General features: G+C 63.7%; 11 protein-coding genes. 7 read left to right on the top strand and 4 right to left on the bottom strand.

The window, feature by feature from the left end; genetic code table 11:
* Positions 1-38: 38 nt before the first annotated feature.
* A complete protein-coding gene (gene araD, locus BLT98_RS04395; RefSeq protein WP_070281966.1) occupies positions 39-1775 on the bottom strand; it encodes an L-arabinonate dehydratase in 1737 nt (578 codons plus the stop codon).
* 339 nt (positions 1776-2114) lie between these two features.
* On the opposite strand from araD, the gene BLT98_RS04390 reads away from it, so the two are divergent.
* Both BLT98_RS04390 and metE read left to right on the top strand, forming a co-directional pair.
* A complete protein-coding gene (locus BLT98_RS04390) occupies positions 2115-3149 on the top strand; it encodes a LacI family DNA-binding transcriptional regulator (RefSeq protein ID WP_092605522.1) in 1035 nt (344 codons plus the stop codon).
* 285 nt (positions 3150-3434) lie between these two features.
* On the top strand, positions 3435-5723 hold the full coding sequence (metE, locus tag BLT98_RS04385) for a 5-methyltetrahydropteroyltriglutamate--homocysteine S-methyltransferase (protein WP_092605520.1): 2289 nt from the start codon (positions 3435-3437) through the stop codon (positions 5721-5723).
* Between the two features lie 197 nt (positions 5724-5920).
* On the opposite strand, the gene BLT98_RS04380 is transcribed toward metE, so the two are convergent.
* On the bottom strand, positions 5921-6109 hold the full coding sequence (locus tag BLT98_RS04380) for a hypothetical protein (protein WP_034781057.1): 189 nt from the start codon (positions 6107-6109) through the stop codon (positions 5921-5923).
* Positions 6110-6246: 137 nt separating this feature from the next.
* On the opposite strand from BLT98_RS04380, the gene BLT98_RS04375 reads away from it, so the two are divergent.
* The gene (locus BLT98_RS04375; RefSeq protein ID WP_139179061.1) at positions 6247-7353 is read left to right on the top strand and encodes a transketolase-like TK C-terminal-containing protein; all 1107 of its coding nucleotides are present in this window, start codon (positions 6247-6249) and stop codon (positions 7351-7353) included.
* Here the strand turns inward: BLT98_RS04375 and BLT98_RS04370 are convergent.
* Positions 7338-7829 (bottom strand): MarR family winged helix-turn-helix transcriptional regulator, encoded by a 492-nt coding sequence (locus BLT98_RS04370; RefSeq protein WP_092605516.1) that lies wholly within the window; start codon positions 7827-7829, stop codon positions 7338-7340. The genes BLT98_RS04375 and BLT98_RS04370 overlap by 16 nt on opposite strands.
* A gap of 134 nt (positions 7830-7963) precedes the next feature.
* Between BLT98_RS04370 and aceE the strand changes: the two genes are divergently transcribed.
* From aceE to BLT98_RS04355, 3 genes are all read left to right on the top strand, one after another.
* Positions 7964-10639 carry a pyruvate dehydrogenase (acetyl-transferring), homodimeric type gene (gene aceE, locus BLT98_RS04365; protein ID WP_092606899.1) on the top strand — a complete coding sequence of 892 codons (2676 nt, stop codon included), beginning with the start codon at positions 7964-7966 and terminating at the stop codon, positions 10637-10639.
* 17 nt (positions 10640-10656) lie between these two features.
* Positions 10657-11277, top strand: coding sequence for a glutathione transferase GstA (gstA, locus tag BLT98_RS04360; protein WP_092605514.1), 621 nt, complete (start codon positions 10657-10659; stop codon positions 11275-11277).
* 231 nt (positions 11278-11508) lie between these two features.
* Positions 11509-13098, top strand: coding sequence for an aspartate:alanine exchanger family transporter (locus tag BLT98_RS04355; protein WP_092605512.1), 1590 nt, complete (start codon positions 11509-11511; stop codon positions 13096-13098).
* 12 nt (positions 13099-13110) lie between these two features.
* On the opposite strand, the gene BLT98_RS04350 is transcribed toward BLT98_RS04355, so the two are convergent.
* The gene (locus BLT98_RS04350) at positions 13111-14319 is read right to left on the bottom strand and encodes an MFS transporter (RefSeq protein ID WP_092605510.1); all 1209 of its coding nucleotides are present in this window, start codon (positions 14317-14319) and stop codon (positions 13111-13113) included.
* A 155-nt stretch (positions 14320-14474) separates the two neighbouring features.
* Here BLT98_RS04350 and BLT98_RS04345 point away from each other — a divergent pair, with 155 nt between their 5' ends.
* The gene (locus BLT98_RS04345; protein ID WP_034781153.1) at positions 14475-15062 is read left to right on the top strand and encodes a TetR/AcrR family transcriptional regulator; all 588 of its coding nucleotides are present in this window, start codon (positions 14475-14477) and stop codon (positions 15060-15062) included.
* Positions 15063-15116: the final 54 nt, after the last annotated feature.

Genomic DNA, 15116 nt, shown 5'->3' with positions numbered 1-15116 from the left:
AGTTGTGCTCTCTAATATAGGTAGGGAAGGCGGCGGCGTCAGAAAATCGGCGGCTCCGGCGTGGCGGCGTTGCCCAGCAAGAAGTCCAGGTCGCAGCCCTGGTCCGCCTGCGTCACGTGCTCCATGTACAGCTTGGTGTAGCCGCGCGCATATTTTTGCGCCGGCGCCTGCCACTCGGCGCGGCGGCGCGCCAGTTCCTCGTCCGTCACCTCCATGTTCAGGGTGCGCGCGGCGATGTCGAGGACTATCATGTCGCCGTTGCGCACCAGGGCCAGCGGGCCGCCGACGGCCGCTTCGGGCGTCACGTGCAGCACGCAGGTGCCGTAGTGGGTGCCGCTCATGCGCGCGTCGGAGATGCGCACCATGTCGCGGATGCCTTGCTGCAGCAGCTTTTTCGGCACCGGCAGATTGCCCCATTCCGGCATGCCGGGCGCGCCGATGGGACCGCCATTGCGCAGGATCAGGACCGTGTTTTCATCGATATCGAGGTCGGGCGCGTGGATCTGCGCCAGCATCTCCGCGTTCGAGTCGAATACGAGGGCGCGTCCGCGGTGTTTGGCGAACTTCGGATTGGCGGCCGACGGCTTGATGACGGCGCCTCCGGGACACAGGTTGCCGCGCAGCACGGCCAGCGCCGCGCCATCGGCCACCGGCTGCGACACCTTGCGGATGACGCTGTCGTCCAGGCAGACGGCGTCGGCGATATTCTCGCCCAAGGTACGGCCCGTCACCGTCAAGGCCGTCAAGTCCAGCTGCGGCATGATTTCCTTGAGCAGGGCCGGCATGCCGCCCGCATAGAAGAAATCTTCCATCAGCTTGTCGCCGGAAGGGAACAGGTTGGCGATGACCGGTACTTTTTGCGCCATCGCATCCATTTCATCGAGCGACAGCGCCAGGCCGGCGCGCCCGGCGATGGCCACCAGGTGGATGGCCGCGTTGGTCGAGCCGCCGAGCGCCATGTAGGCGGCCACGCCGTTCGACAGCGCGGCGCGGGTGAAGAAGCGCGACGGCTTCAAGTCTTCCCACACCATGCCGACGATGCGCTCGCCGCATTGCGAGGCCATGCGCACGTGGTTGGCATCCATGGCGGGGATGCTGGTGGCGCCCGGCAAGGTAAAGCCCATCGCTTCGACGATGGACGTCATGGTGGACGCCGTGCCCATGGTGTTGCAGGTGCCGGGCGAGCGCGTCATCTTCGCTTCCAGCTTGATCCACTCGGGCTTGGCGATGTCGCCGGCCACGTAGTCGTCCCAGAATTTCTTGGTATGCGTGCCCGCGCCCACGCTCTGGCCGCGGTAGCGGTCGTTGAGCATGGGGCCGGCGGGACAGAAGATGGCGGGGATGTCCATGCTGATGGCGCCCATCAGCATGCCTGGCGTCGTCTTGTCGCAGCCACCGAGCAGCACGGCGCCGTCGATGGGCAGCGAGCGCAGCAGTTCCTCCGTTTCCATGGCGAGGAAGTTGCGGTAGATCATGGTGGTGGGCTTGACCATCACTTCGCCCAGCGACAGGGCCGGCAGCTCGACGGGGAAGCCGCCGGCCAGCAGGATGCCCCGTTTGACGGCTTCGGCCCGCTCACGCAGGTGCGAGTGGCACGGCGACAGGTCGCTCCAGGTATTGATGATGGCGATGACGGGGCGGTCGAGGAATTCCTCGCGGCGCAAGCCCATCTGCTGCAAGCGCTGGCGGTGGGCGAACGAGCGCATGTCGTCTGGGGCCAGCCAGCGCTGGCTGCGCAGGGATTCCAGCGTGCGGCGGGAGGTAGCGGAGCTCAATGTGTGTCCTTTTTGGTTGCCTGGCGCGCTGCGTATGGCGTTCCAGTGCGGCTGTCTCGGGTCTTGCTGTTAGTCTTTGTTAGCGCTAACATTGCAAGTACAGCGAAATATAATTTGAATCGCCGGGGGCTGTCAACAGATTTAATCCAAGGGAAGTGCGCGCAGCCATTACACTATCGGCATGATTTCATTGGCGCCAATTTCCAGGGTGGAATTTCTGCGGCCCGGCCTGCCAGTATCGCGGCGAGCCATGGCGCACCGGCGCCACTCTGGCATCCCCTGTGCAGCCGGCCATGGCATGATGCGTGGTGATCACCGATTTTTGAGAAGGCAGTACCCATGAACGACCCAGTACGCAAGCGGCGCGGCCTCGGCCGCAGCACCGTGTTCGATGTGGCCAAATTGGCACAGACCTCGGCCATTTCCGTGTCGCGCTATTTCAAGGAGCCGGACCGCGTGTCGCAGGAAACGCGCGAGCGCATCAAGAGCGCCATCGACCAGCTCGGCTATATCCGCAACGAGGCGGCCGGCGGCCTCGCGTCGACCCAGGGCCGCATCGTGGGCGCCATCGTGCCCAGCGTGTCGAATTCCATTTTTGCGGAAACCATCCAGGGCTTGTCGACTACCTTGTCGCAGCACAATTACCAGTTGCTGCTGGCCACCCACGATTATTCGATCGAGACGGAAGAGAAGGTGGTGCGCGCCTTTCTCGGCTGGTCGCCGCGCGCGCTGGTGCTGACGGGCGCCGACCACAGCGCCGCCACGGAAACCTTGCTGGCGGGCTTGCAGATTCCCGTCATCGAAACGTGGGATATCCGCCCCGAGCGGCCGTATCCGCAAATCGGCTTTTCGCATATCGCCACGGGGCGCGACATGACCTTGTATCTGCACGCGCAAGGCTACCGGCGCATCGTGTATGTGGACAGCGGCATCGGCAGCGATTTCCGCGCGCGCAAGCGGGCCCAGGGGTATGAGGAAACCATGCGGCAGCTGGGTTTGCGTCCTGAAATCGTGCAAGCTTTGGTGACGGCGCCGCTCGACGCGGGCGGGCAAGTGTTCAGCGAGCAAATGGCGCGCGCCGAGCGTCCCGACGCCCTGTTTTTTGCCAACGACAACATGGCTGCCGGCGCCATCTACGAAGCGGCGCGCCTGGGCATCCGCATTCCCGCGCAATGCGCGGTGGCGGGCTTTGGCGACTTCCCGTTCTCGGAAAAACTCATGCCCGCGCTGACGACGATCCGCGTACCCCGCTATGACATCGGCCGCCTGGCCGCACAGGCCATCCTGCAGCGCCTGGGCGAAGTGGACGAGGGCGCCGCGCCGCCAGCCTTGGCGCCGCTGGCCTACCAGCTGATCGCGCGGGCCAGCGCCTGACGGCCACGGTTGACGGTAGATATTGATGAATCATATTTCCATCATCACAACATGCAATTGGATAGCTATGCTGCGATGCGGCATCATGCACTTGTCTCCTCTACTTCCTCACAGGAATTAGATTCAGCCCGCTCCCGCAGCGGGCTTTTTTTTTGCCTGCGCCCCGCCGCGTTCGAGCCTGGTCTCACATGAATATTAATAATGGATGCATGAAGTTTTGCCATTATTTTTCATGGATGAAAGCCTCTATGATGTCTCCATACTTCACGAGGAGGCACTACCGCCATGACCGTCACGACACATAATCTGGGCTACCCGCGCATCGGCGCCAAACGCGAACTGAAGTTCGCACTGGAAGACTACTGGAAAGGCAACAGCACGCTGGCCGCGCTGGAAGGCCGGGGCGCCGAACTGCGCCAGCGCCACTGGCAAGACCAGGATGGGCTGGACCTGGCGCCCGTGGGCGACTTTTCCTTCTATGACCAGGTGCTGGACCTGAGTTTTACCCTGGGTAATTTGCCGCAGCGCGTGCGCCACCTGACTGGCGCGGCGCTCGACAACTATTTCCGCGTGGCCCGTGGCCGCTCGGCCAGCGACAGCGATTGCAGCTGCATCCACGCCGGAGAAATGACGAAATGGTTCGACACCAATTATCACTACATCGTGCCGGAATTTGCGGCCGACACGCAGTTCAAGCTCGACAGCAGCCGCCTGTTGCAGCAACTGGCGCAGGCGCGCCAGCTCGGTGTAAAAGCCAAGCCAGTGCTGATCGGCCCTGTCACCTATTTGTGGCTGGGCAAGGCCAAGGATGACTCCGACAAGCTGGCGCTGCTGCAAGGCTTGCTGCCCGTCTATGTGCAACTGTTGCAGGAACTGGCCGCCCAGGGCGTGGAGTGGGTGCAGATCGACGAACCGGTACTCGTCACGGAACTGGACAGCGCCTGGCAGCAGGCGCTGGTCACGGCCTACGCTGCCTTGAGCAAGGTCAACAACGTCAAACTGCTGCTGGCCACGTATTTCGGCAAGCTGCAAGATAACCTGGCACTGGCGTGCAAGCTGCCCGTGCAAGGCTTGCACCTGGATGCCGTCAACGCCCGCGAGGAAGTGGCGCAGGTGATCGCGCAATTGCCAAGTTCCAGCGTCTTGTCGCTGGGCGTGGTGAATGGCCGCAATATCTGGAAGACGGATTTGACGCAAGTGCTGGCATGGCTGGAACCCGTGCACGCCAGCCTGCGGTCGCGCCTGTGGATCGCCCCGTCGTGCTCCCTGCTGCACGTGCCCGTCGACCTGGACAGTGAGCAAAAGCTGGATACGGATATCCGGTCGTGGCTGGCCTTCGCCCGTCAAAAGCTCGATGAAGTGCGCACCCTGGCCGGCGCGCTGAATAATGGACGCGCTTCCGTGCAAGCGGCGCTGGACGCCAATCAGGCCGCCGTGCAAGCGCGCCGCCAGTCGCCGCGCGTGCACAATCCGGAAGTGAAGGCGGCCGTGGCCCGCATCGACGCAAGCCTGGGCCAGCGCGCCGGCAGCTATGCCGTGCGTGCCGCCAAGCAAGCCGCGCTGCTGCAACTGCCGCTGTACCCGACGACGACCATCGGCTCGTTTCCGCAGACGGCGGAAATCCGCCAGGCCCGCAGCCAGTTCCGCAGCGGCCAGCTGGATGCGGCCAGCTACAAGAAACTGATGCAGGCGGAAATCGCGCATTGCGTCAAGGAACAGGAAACCCTGGGCCTGGATGTCTTCGTGCACGGCGAAGCGGAACGCAACGACATGGTGGAATATTTCGGCGAACAGCTCGACGGCTACGCCTTCAGCCAGTTCGGCTGGGTGCAATCGTACGGTTCGCGCTGCGTCAAGCCGCCCATCCTGTTCGGCGACATCAGCCGCCCGCGCGCCATGACGGTCGAGTGGAGCACCTACGCCCAGTCGCTGACGGATAAACCGATGAAGGGCATGCTGACGGGCCCCGTCACCATCCTGAACTGGTCTTTCGTGCGCGACGACCAGCCCCGTTCCGTGTCGTGTCACCAGCTGGCGCTGGCCATGCGCGCCGAAGTGCAGGACCTGGAACAGGCCGGCATCCGCGTGATCCAGATCGACGAAGCGGCATTGCGCGAAGGTTTGCCACTGTGTAAAGCCCAGTGGGCCGAGTACCTGCGCTGGGCCGTGGAATCGTTCCGTATCACGGCCAATGGCGTGGCCGACGAGACGCAGATCCACACGCACATGTGCTATTCGGAATTCAACGACATCATCGCGCAGATCGCCGACATGGATGCGGATGTCATCACCATTGAAACGTCGCGCTCCGACATGGAATTGCTGGATGCCTTCGATGACTTTAACTATCCGAACGCAATCGGCCCTGGCGTCTACGACATCCACTCGCCGAATATTCCTGGCCAGGAACAGATGGTCAAACTGATGCGCAAGGCGGCCGAGCGCATTCCCGCCCAGCGCCTGTGGGTCAACCCCGATTGCGGCCTGAAGACGCGCGGCTGGAAAGAGGTGATCCCCGCGCTGGCCAACATGGTGGCGGCAGCGAAAACCTTGCGCGGCGACAACGTGGCATAAGGATCGCAGGAGCAGGGGAGGCCGCTATGGCTGAGATATAGAACAAACGTATTTCTGTCATCACAACATGCAATTGGATAGCTATGCTGCAATGCGGCATCATGCATCTGTCTCCTCTACTTCCTCACAGGAATTAGATTCAGCCCGCTCCCGTAGCGGGCTTTTTTTTGCCCGCGTCATGCGTCATGCGTGATGGGCTACAGCACATTCGCCGCCACGGCGGAACTGTAGTTGCGCGCCAGCGCCGCGATGATGGCGGCCATCGCCTGCGGGTTGTCCGTGGCGCCGAAATGCGCGGCATACAGGCGCTTGGCCGCTTCGACTTGCGCATTCGTCAGTTTCACGGCGTAGGCCATGCGCACGGTTTCAGAATTGTTCAGTGTCATTTTTCACCTTGAAGGCAGGAACTCCGGTTGACTCTCGTGTCCCTTGCTCGCGCAAAGGATTGCAACTACAATAATTGCATTTGCAATCGTATAGGCAATGTCTGCCTTGCGCAAGCGATACGGAAACAGGAGCCGCCATGCAGTCACCCCATTTATTTCCCCATTCTCCACTGCCAGGCGGCGAAACGGGCCGTGCCGCCCATGCCTGCATGGCCGCGCTGGCGCCAGCGTCGGGCTTGCCACTGGCACATGCTTCGCCGCGCCGCGCGCTGGGCGCCATGGCGGGCAGCCTAAAGCAGGGCGGCGCCGTGGTGGCGCGGATGCGCAAGGTGGGCACGCACGCGCCGCCGTTCTCGGACGGCGACGCATGGGAAGTGGGAGCGTCCGCGGGTGCCTGGACTATGCGCTACCGGCATGGCGCGACGCAGGCGGAAAAGCCGCTGCTCTACCTGTGCAGCCCCGCCTCGCTGCCGGCCTTGCGCGCGGTGCTGGCCGAGTCGGGTGAGCGTGGCATCGTCTGTAATGATGCGGAAACGCAAGCCTCGCACTGGCCGAAAGGCGTGCCCCCCGCGCTGCCCGCCTGGCTGGCCGCGCAGCACAATTGCATGCCGTTCGACCCGGCGACGGGCGAGGAAGTGCGCGCCATCCTGCGCTCGGCACTGGCAACGCTGTACCTGGAACAGCAGCCTGGCTATTACTACCTGGCCACACATGATGAAGATGAAGATGCGGTGGCGGCGCCCTTGTCGGCAGCCGATGCGGCAGCGGCCAGCCTGGGCATGTACCGCGTGTCGCCGCCGGGCCCTGCACCAGGCCGGGTGCGCCTGTGCGGGGCGGGGAAGATGCTGGCCGTCGTTGCCGATGCCGCCCGCCTGCTGAAGGAGGACTGGGATATTGTCACGCAAGTGTGGAGTTGCCCCAGCTATACGCGCCTGGCGCGCGATGCGCAGGCGGCGGAACAGTGGAACCTGCTCCACCCGCGCGCCACGCCAAGGTTGGCCCATGTGCGGCGATGCCTCGATGACAGTGCCGCGCCCGTCATCGCCGTCACCGGCTATGGGCAGCATATCGCGGGCCAGATCGGCGGCTGTGTGCGCGGGCGTTTTATCGCCGTCGGTGCCGATACCCGGATGGAAACGAGTGCGCCGTGGCTGGCCGTCACCGCGCTGAAAGCCCTGGCCGACGATGGCGCGCTGCCGGTGCAGTTCGTCGATTACGCGCTGCGGCGCTACGCCTTGCTCTGAACCTTGCTCTGGCCTGCGCCGCGGGCCGCCTCGGCGGCGCGCGCGAGGGCGGCGCTGAAGTCCTGCTGCTCGCCGCTGTCAAATTGCGCCAGGAACAGGTCGGCCACCGTGGCCTGGTACACGGCCCACATTTGCCTGCGCAGGATCTTTCCGTCTTCCGTGATGGAGACAAAGGCGGCGCGTCCGTCTTCCATCGAGCGCGTGCGCGTCACCAGCCCGTCCGTTTCCAGCTTGTCCACCAGGCGCGTGAGGTTGTAGCGTTCGATGGCCAGCGCGTCGGCCAGCTCGTGCATGCGGCGCGAACCGTCCGGGCCGCTTTCGAGTCCCCACAGCACGTCATACCACGCATACACGGGCAGCTTGGCCGCCGCCAGACGGCGTTCGATCTCGCGGATCATCAAACGGTGCGTGCGCACGAATGAAAACCACAGGTCGGGCGCGGTTGCGGACTTGCTTGCAGGCTCAGTTGCAGACATCGGTATTCCTCCAGATCGATCACAGTTGCAAATGCAATTATAGCGCGATACAATGGCCCGCATAACGATTGCAAATGCAATGATTGCAATGGCAATCGATCATGACGATGAATGCCCACCCCCAGGAGACTGCCATGACCCCATCCCTCGCTGTACCCGATATCGATCCGCAGGAAACCAAAGAATGGCTGGAGGCGATGCAAGCCGTCGTCGCCGTGGAAGGGCGTCCGCGCGCCCACTACCTGCTCGACCAGCTCGTCGATCATGACGCCGCGCAGCACGGCGGCATGCCCGGCCGCGTTACCACCGCCTACACCAACAGCATCGCCACGGCGCGCCAGCCCGCTTATCCGGGCGACCTGGCCATCGAGCGCCGCCTGAATGCCTACATCCGCTGGAACGCCATGGTGATGGTGCTGCGCGCTGCCAGGCACTCGAACGTGGGCGGCCACATCGCCACCTACCAGTCGGCGGCCGTGCTGTACGACGTCGGCTTCAGCCATTTCTTCCGCGGCCATACGGACCAGTTTGCCGGTGACCTGGTCTACATCCAGGGCCATTCCGCGCCCGGCATCTATGGCCGCGCCTATCTGGAAGGCCGCATCACGGAAGCGCAGCTGGACAATTACCGCCGCGAAGCGGGCCGCGAGGGCTTGTCGTCGTATCCGCATCCCCGTTTGATGCCGGATTTCTGGCAATTCCCCACGGTATCGATGGGACTGGGGCCGCTGACGGCCGCTTACCAGGCCCGTTTCATGCGGTACCTCGAGTACCGCGGCTTGAAGGAGCACCAGGGGCGCAAGGTGTGGGCTTTCCTCGGCGATGGCGAGATGGACCAGCCAGAGTCCCTGGCGGCCATTTCCCTGGGCGGCCGCGAGCGCCTGGATAACCTGATCTTTGTCGTCAACTGCAACTTGCAGCGCCTGGATGGCCCCGTGCGCGGCAACAGCAAGGTCATCCAGGAACTGGAAGGCACCTTCCGCGCGGCGGGCTGGCATGTCATCAAGGTCATCTGGGGCAGCGGCTGGGATGCTTTATTGCAGAGCGACACGAGCGGTTTGTTACGTCAGCGCATGATGGAATGCGTGGATGGCGATTACCAGACCTTCAAGTCGCAGAACGGTGCGTATGTGCGCGAGCATTTCTTTGGAAAGTATCCGGAACTGCTGGCGCTGGTGGCGCACATGACGGATGACGAAATCTGGCAGCTGACGCGCGGCGGACACGATCCCGAAAAAGTCCACGCGGCCTACGCGGAAGCCATGCGCACGACTGGCCGGCCCACCGTGATCCTGGCCAAGACCGTCAAGGGCTTTGGCATGGGCGAGGCGGGCGAAGGACAGAATATCAACCATCAGCTGAAAAAGATGAGCGCCGACGCCGTGCGCGCGTTCCGCGACCGCTTCGCGCTGCCCGTCAGCGATGCGCAGCTGGAAGACATGCCCTACCTGAAACCGGCGCCGGACAGCGAGGAAGCGCGCTACTTTGCCGCGCGCCGGGCACAGCTGGGCGGCTACATCCCGGCCCGCATCAGCAAGGTGGCGCCCCTGCCCATACCGCCGCTGTCCGCGTTCGCCACCCAGCTCAAGGATAGCGGCGAGCGGGGCGCGTCCACCACCATGGCCTTCGTGCGCATCCTCGGCACCCTGCTGAAAGACCCTGCCCTGGGCAAGATCATCGTGCCCATCGTGCCCGACGAATCGCGCACCTTCGGCATGGAAGGCCTGTTCCGCCAGATCGGCATCCATTCCTACCTGGGCCAGCTGTACACGCCGCAGGATGCGGGCCAGCTCAGCTATTACAAGGAAGCCAAGGATGGGCAGATATTGCAGGAAGGCATCAACGAATCGGGTGCGATTTCCTCCTGGATCGCCGCCGGCACGTCCTACAGCAACCATGGCCTGGCCACCATCCCGTTCTACATCTTCTATTCGATGTTCGGCTTGCAGCGCGTGGGCGACCTGGCCTGGGCGGCCGCCGATGCCCGCACGCGCGGCTTCTTGCTGGGCGCCACCTCGGGACGCACGACACTGATGGGGGAGGGACTCCAGCACGACGATGGCCACAGCCACGTGCTGTCGTCCGTGATTCCCAACTGCATCTCCTACGATCCCACCTATGCCTACGAGCTGGCCGTGATCATCCACGACGGCATGCGCCGCATGTTTGCCGAGCAAGAGGATATTTTCTATTACATCACCTTGCTCAACGAAAACTATCCGCACCCGGCCATGCCGGAAGGAGCCGAGGCGGGCATCCTGCAGGGGCTGTATCTGCTGCAGGAAAGCCCGGCTGCACCCACGGCAACCACGCCGCGCGTGCAGCTGATGGGCAGCGGTTCCATCCTGCGCGAGGTGCTGGCCGCCAGCGTGCTGCTGCAGCAGGATTTCGGCGTGGCGGCCGACGTGTGGAGCGCCACCAGCCTGACGCAAGTGCGGCGCGACGGCCTGGCCGTGCAGCGCTGGAACATGCTGCACCCGGACAGCGCGCCCCGCGAGCCGTACATCGCGCAATGCCTGGCCGGCCGGCAAGGCCCGGTGGTGATCGCCACCGATTACATGAAGATCGTGGCGGACCAGGTGCGCCCCTTCGTGCAAGACCGGCGCTTCGTTGCCCTGGGCACGGATGGCTTCGGCCGCTCCGATACGCGCGAATCCTTGCGCACCTTCTTTGAAGTGGACCGCCATTTCATCGTGCTGGCCGCCCTGACTGCGCTGGCTGACGGGGGCCAGCTGCCGCGCAACAAGATTGGCGTAGCCATCGCCAAATATGGCATTGACGTGGAAAAACTTGATCCCGCGTCCGTGTAACTTTTCGAGGAGTAATCATGAAACTGTATTACGCAACGGGCACGTGTTCCCTGTCGCCGCACATCGTGGCCATCGAGGCGGGCATCGCGCTGGAACTGGAAAGAGTCGACATTCGCAAGATTCCACGCGTCACGGAAACGGGCGCTGACTATGCGCAAGTGAATGCGAACCTGTACGTGCCGGCGCTGGCGCTGGACGATGGCACCGTCTTGCTGGAGGGAACCGCCATCGTGCAATATCTGGCTGATCTGTCGCCGGACAGCGGCCTGGCGCCGCCGCCGGGTTCCCTGGCACGCGTGCAGCTGCAATCGTGGCTGGGGTTTATTGCCACCGAGCTGCACAAGGTGTTCAGCCCCTGGCTGTTCCACCCGGAATACGGCACGCAGGCGCAGGACGTGGCCCGCTCGCGCCTGGCCGCACGCCTCGATTATGTCGAGCGGCAACTGGCGGCCGGCGGGCCGTATCTGCTGGGCGAGCGCTATTCCATCGCGGATACCTATCTGTACACCATCCTCGGCTGGTCGGCGCATACGCAGGTGGATCTGTCGGCCTTCCCCCAAGTGAGGCGCTTGATCGAGCGCGTCGGCGAGCGCCCCGCCGTGCGCCAGGCGCTGCGCGAGGAGGCGAGCAGATATTGATAAATCATATTTCCATCATCACAACATGCAATTGGAATGATATGCTGCGATGCGGCATCATTCACCTGTCTCCTCTACTTCCTCACAGGAATTAGATTCAGCCCGCTGCCATAGCGGGCTTTTTTTTGCCCGTTTTTCAGGTACAAACCTGCGCACGCTTGCTTGTCATCATCGCCATCGTGTTGCTTTTGTGCATGCTAAACTGGGCCTTCCCCAGACCAAGGTTGCCTGATGCTTCAATTATTTCGCCACACGCTGGAGTCCACGCCCATTCTCGCCCTGTTTCTCGTCATCGGCGCCGGTTATGCGCTGGGGCGCATCAGCGTGTTCGGCTTTTCTCTGGGCGTGGGCGGCGTGCTGTTCGCGGGGCTGGCGCTGGGCGCGTTTGCTCCCGGCTCCGTGCCGCCGCCGATGGTCGGCTCCATCGGCCTGCTGCTGTTCCTGTATGGCATAGGCGTGCAGTATGGCGTGCAGTTTTTCGCCGGCTTGCGCGGTGCGGGACAGAAACACAACCTGATCGCTTTTATTGCCGTCATGGGCGGCCTGGCCGTGTCTGTCTGGGGCGGGCAGTGGATTGACATTTCTCTGCGCATGGCCAGCGGCGTGTTTGCCGGCGCCATGACCAGCACGGCTGCCTTGCAGGCGGCGCTGGAGGCCTCGCACGGCAATGGCGACGCGGCCGTCGGCTATGCCGTCGCGTATCCGTTCGGCGTTGTCGGCCCCATGTTGGGCCTGTACCTGGCCGGGCGCATCTTGAAACCCGTGCTGACGCCGCCGCCGGCGCCCATCGTCGTGTCCGAAATTACCATCGATGCAGCAACATTGGCGGGTGCGGCCCTGTCCGAACTGGCCGATGGCCCCCTGGCTGGCGTGCAAGTGATCGGCGTGCGCCAGGGGCACCAGAACCGCTTGCCCGACCCTGGCCTCGTGCTCGGCGTCGGGGACGCGCTGATGGTGTCGGGCACGGTGGCGGGGGTGGAAGCGGCGCGCACGGCGCTGGGCCACCTGGACCCGGGCCGGCTGATGAAGGACCGCAGCGCGTTCGATGGCACCGAAGTGTTCGTGTCGGACGCGGAAATCGTCGGCGTGCCCCTGGGCGAGCTGAACCTGGCGAAAGACTTCCCCCTGCAGATCGCGTTCATACGCCGCGGCGACGCCATCATCCTGCCGCATCCGTTCCTGACCCTGGAATTCGGCGACAGGGTGATGGCCATTGCGCCGGCGAAACATGCGGCCGATGTGCGCAAGCTGTTCGGCAATTCCATCACGGCCACGGCCGAGTTCAGCTATGTCTCGCTGGGCATGGGCATGGTGCTGGGCGTGCTGCTGGGCCTGGTACCGATCCCCTTGCCGTGGATCGGTTCGTTCAGCCTGGGCCTGGCCGGCGGGCCGCTGGTGATGGCGCTGATCCTGGGCCGCCTGGGTAGGGTGGGCCGGATCAGCTGGCGCTTGCCGCTGTCGGCCAACCTGGTGATGCGCAACTATGGATTGACGATTTTCCTCGCTTCCGTCGGCATGGCATCCGGCTTGCCCTTCGTGCAGCAAGTGGGCGCCGATGGCTTGCCTATGCTGGCGCTGGGCGCCGTGACGGTGCTGGTGGTGGTGGCCCTCGTCGTGATCCTGGGCAAGGTCTTCCTGCGCCTGCCGTTTCCTGAATTGCTGGGTATCGCGGCAGGCGCCACGGGCAACCCGGCCGTGCTGGTGTTCGCCAACCGCCTGGCCAAGTCGGATCGCCCGAACCTCGGTTACGCGATGATTTTCCCCAGCATGACCATCGTCAAGATCGTTGCCGTGCAAGTGCTGCTGCATCTGTACGGCTGATTGCGGCCACAGTCAGTCTCTTGCAGGGCCAGGCTGCCTGTCGGCGTCAACCAAGCGGATGCCAAAAGACAGCAGCAAGGCGGCAGCGGCGCATCCTGCGGCAAGCCACAGGTTGGCTGAGAGGCCCAGCCTGTCCACGGCCTGGCCGCCGGTCCACGCCCCGAGCGCAATGCCGATATTGAAGACACCGACATACAGCGCGGCGACGATCTCCACGGCCCCGGGCGCCGCCTTCATCATCAGGGTCATCAGGCCGACCGATACGCCACCGTAGGCCAGTCCCCAGGCCAGCAACACCACGCCGCCGCCGATGCCGGAGTCGCCGACAGCCAGGAACAGCAGCGGCGTGAGCAGCAGGCCGCCCGAGATGGCGACGATGGTAGTCGCCGTGCGCCGCGCCGCCACGACACCGGCCAGGAAGTTTCCAATGATGCCCGCGCAGCCATAGGCAAACAGCAGCGCGCCCAGCCATTGCGTATCAAACCCCGACATGGACAGCAGTAGCGGGCGCACGAAGGTAAAGGCCATGAAATGGCTGGTCACCAGCAACAGGGTCAGAAGCAGCCCCGCTTGCAACTGTCTGTTGCGCAGCTGTTTGCCGAATTGGCGCAAGGTCGCCGCACCGGCAGCGGGCAGTGCGGGAATGACGGCCAGATGCAGCGCCAGTACCAGGCTGCTGAACAGCGCCATGGCGCCGAAGGCCCAGCGCCATCCCGCAACGTCGCCGATTTGTGCGCCTAGCGGCACGCCCAGCACGGAAGCGGCCGCCACGCCACCGAAGATGATCGACGTTGCCAGGCCGGTCGAGCGCGCAGGAACCAGGCGGGAAGCGAGGCCGCCGGCGATGGCCCAGATGCCGCCCATGCAAAAACCGACGAGAACACGGGCAGCCAGCATCCACGCCATGTTCTGCGCCAGGGCCGAGGCAATGTTCGCGATCACCAACAGACTCAGCAAACCGCACAGGATTTTGCGCCTGTCCAGGCTGCCCGATGCGACCACGACCAGCGGCGCGAACAGGGCCGCCAGCAAGGCTGGCAGCGAGATCATCAGGCCGGCGGTTCCCGTGGAGGTGTCCAGGGCGCCGGCAATCGGCGTCAACAGGCCGACGGGGAGCATTTCCGTCGTCACGACCGAAAAGGTGGCCATGCCGACGGCGGTGACTGCCAGCCACGGATGGCGGCCAGAGGATGCTGTGGAAGCGTGGTAAGACGTACTCATGGGGCATATCCTTGATTGATCGTTCGATAAACGGCGTGTGCCCTGCTTGCAATGGAAACACGTCGCCGTGATAATACATACATCGCGTATGAATAGTATATATTCATACGTATTGTATGTAAATAATCATACGCTACGTATGCAAGGAGGAAGCAATGGTTCGCCGCACCCGTGTGGAAATGGAAGAAACCCGAGCATCGTTGCTGGCCACGGCCCGCAAAGTGTTCAGCGAGCGCGGTTATGCCGACACGTCAATGGATGACCTTACCGCGCAGGCTGGCCTGACGCGTGGCGCCCTGTATCATCACTTCGGCGACAAGAAGGGCTTGCTGCTGGCGGTGGTCGAACAGATCGACGCGGAAATGGATGGCCGCCTGCAAGCCATCTCCGACAGCGCCGAAGACTTGTGGGAAGGCTTTCGCAGCCGCTGCCGTGCCTATCTGGAGATGGCTCTGGAACCGGAAATTCAGCGCATCGTCTTACGCGATGCGAGGGCGGTCCTCGGTGGCGCTTCACCGGACTCGCAGCGCCATTGCCTCGAGTCGATGCAAAAGCTTATCCAGCAGCTGATTCACCGAGGCATCGTGGCCGACGCTTGCCCAGAAGCACTGGCTTCGATGATCTACGGCAGTCTGGCAGAAGCGGCGTTCTGGATCGCAGAAGGTGAGGAAGGCAATGCGCGTCTGATAAAAGGAGTGGCGGCATTGGAATTGCTGTTACGGGGGATGTTGCTTGACAGGTAATCGCGTCAAGTGGCCATCACGCCAGAAGCGGACACGTCTGGAGACGTGGAGGGC

It is taken from the genome of Janthinobacterium sp. YR213 (genome assembly GCF_900099875.1).
In the GTDB taxonomy this organism is placed as follows: Bacteria; Pseudomonadota; Gammaproteobacteria; order Burkholderiales; family Burkholderiaceae_D; genus Janthinobacterium; species Janthinobacterium lividum.
The sequence above is the reverse complement of the archived record's forward strand: the minus strand, read 5'-3'. Positions and strand labels throughout refer to the sequence as shown.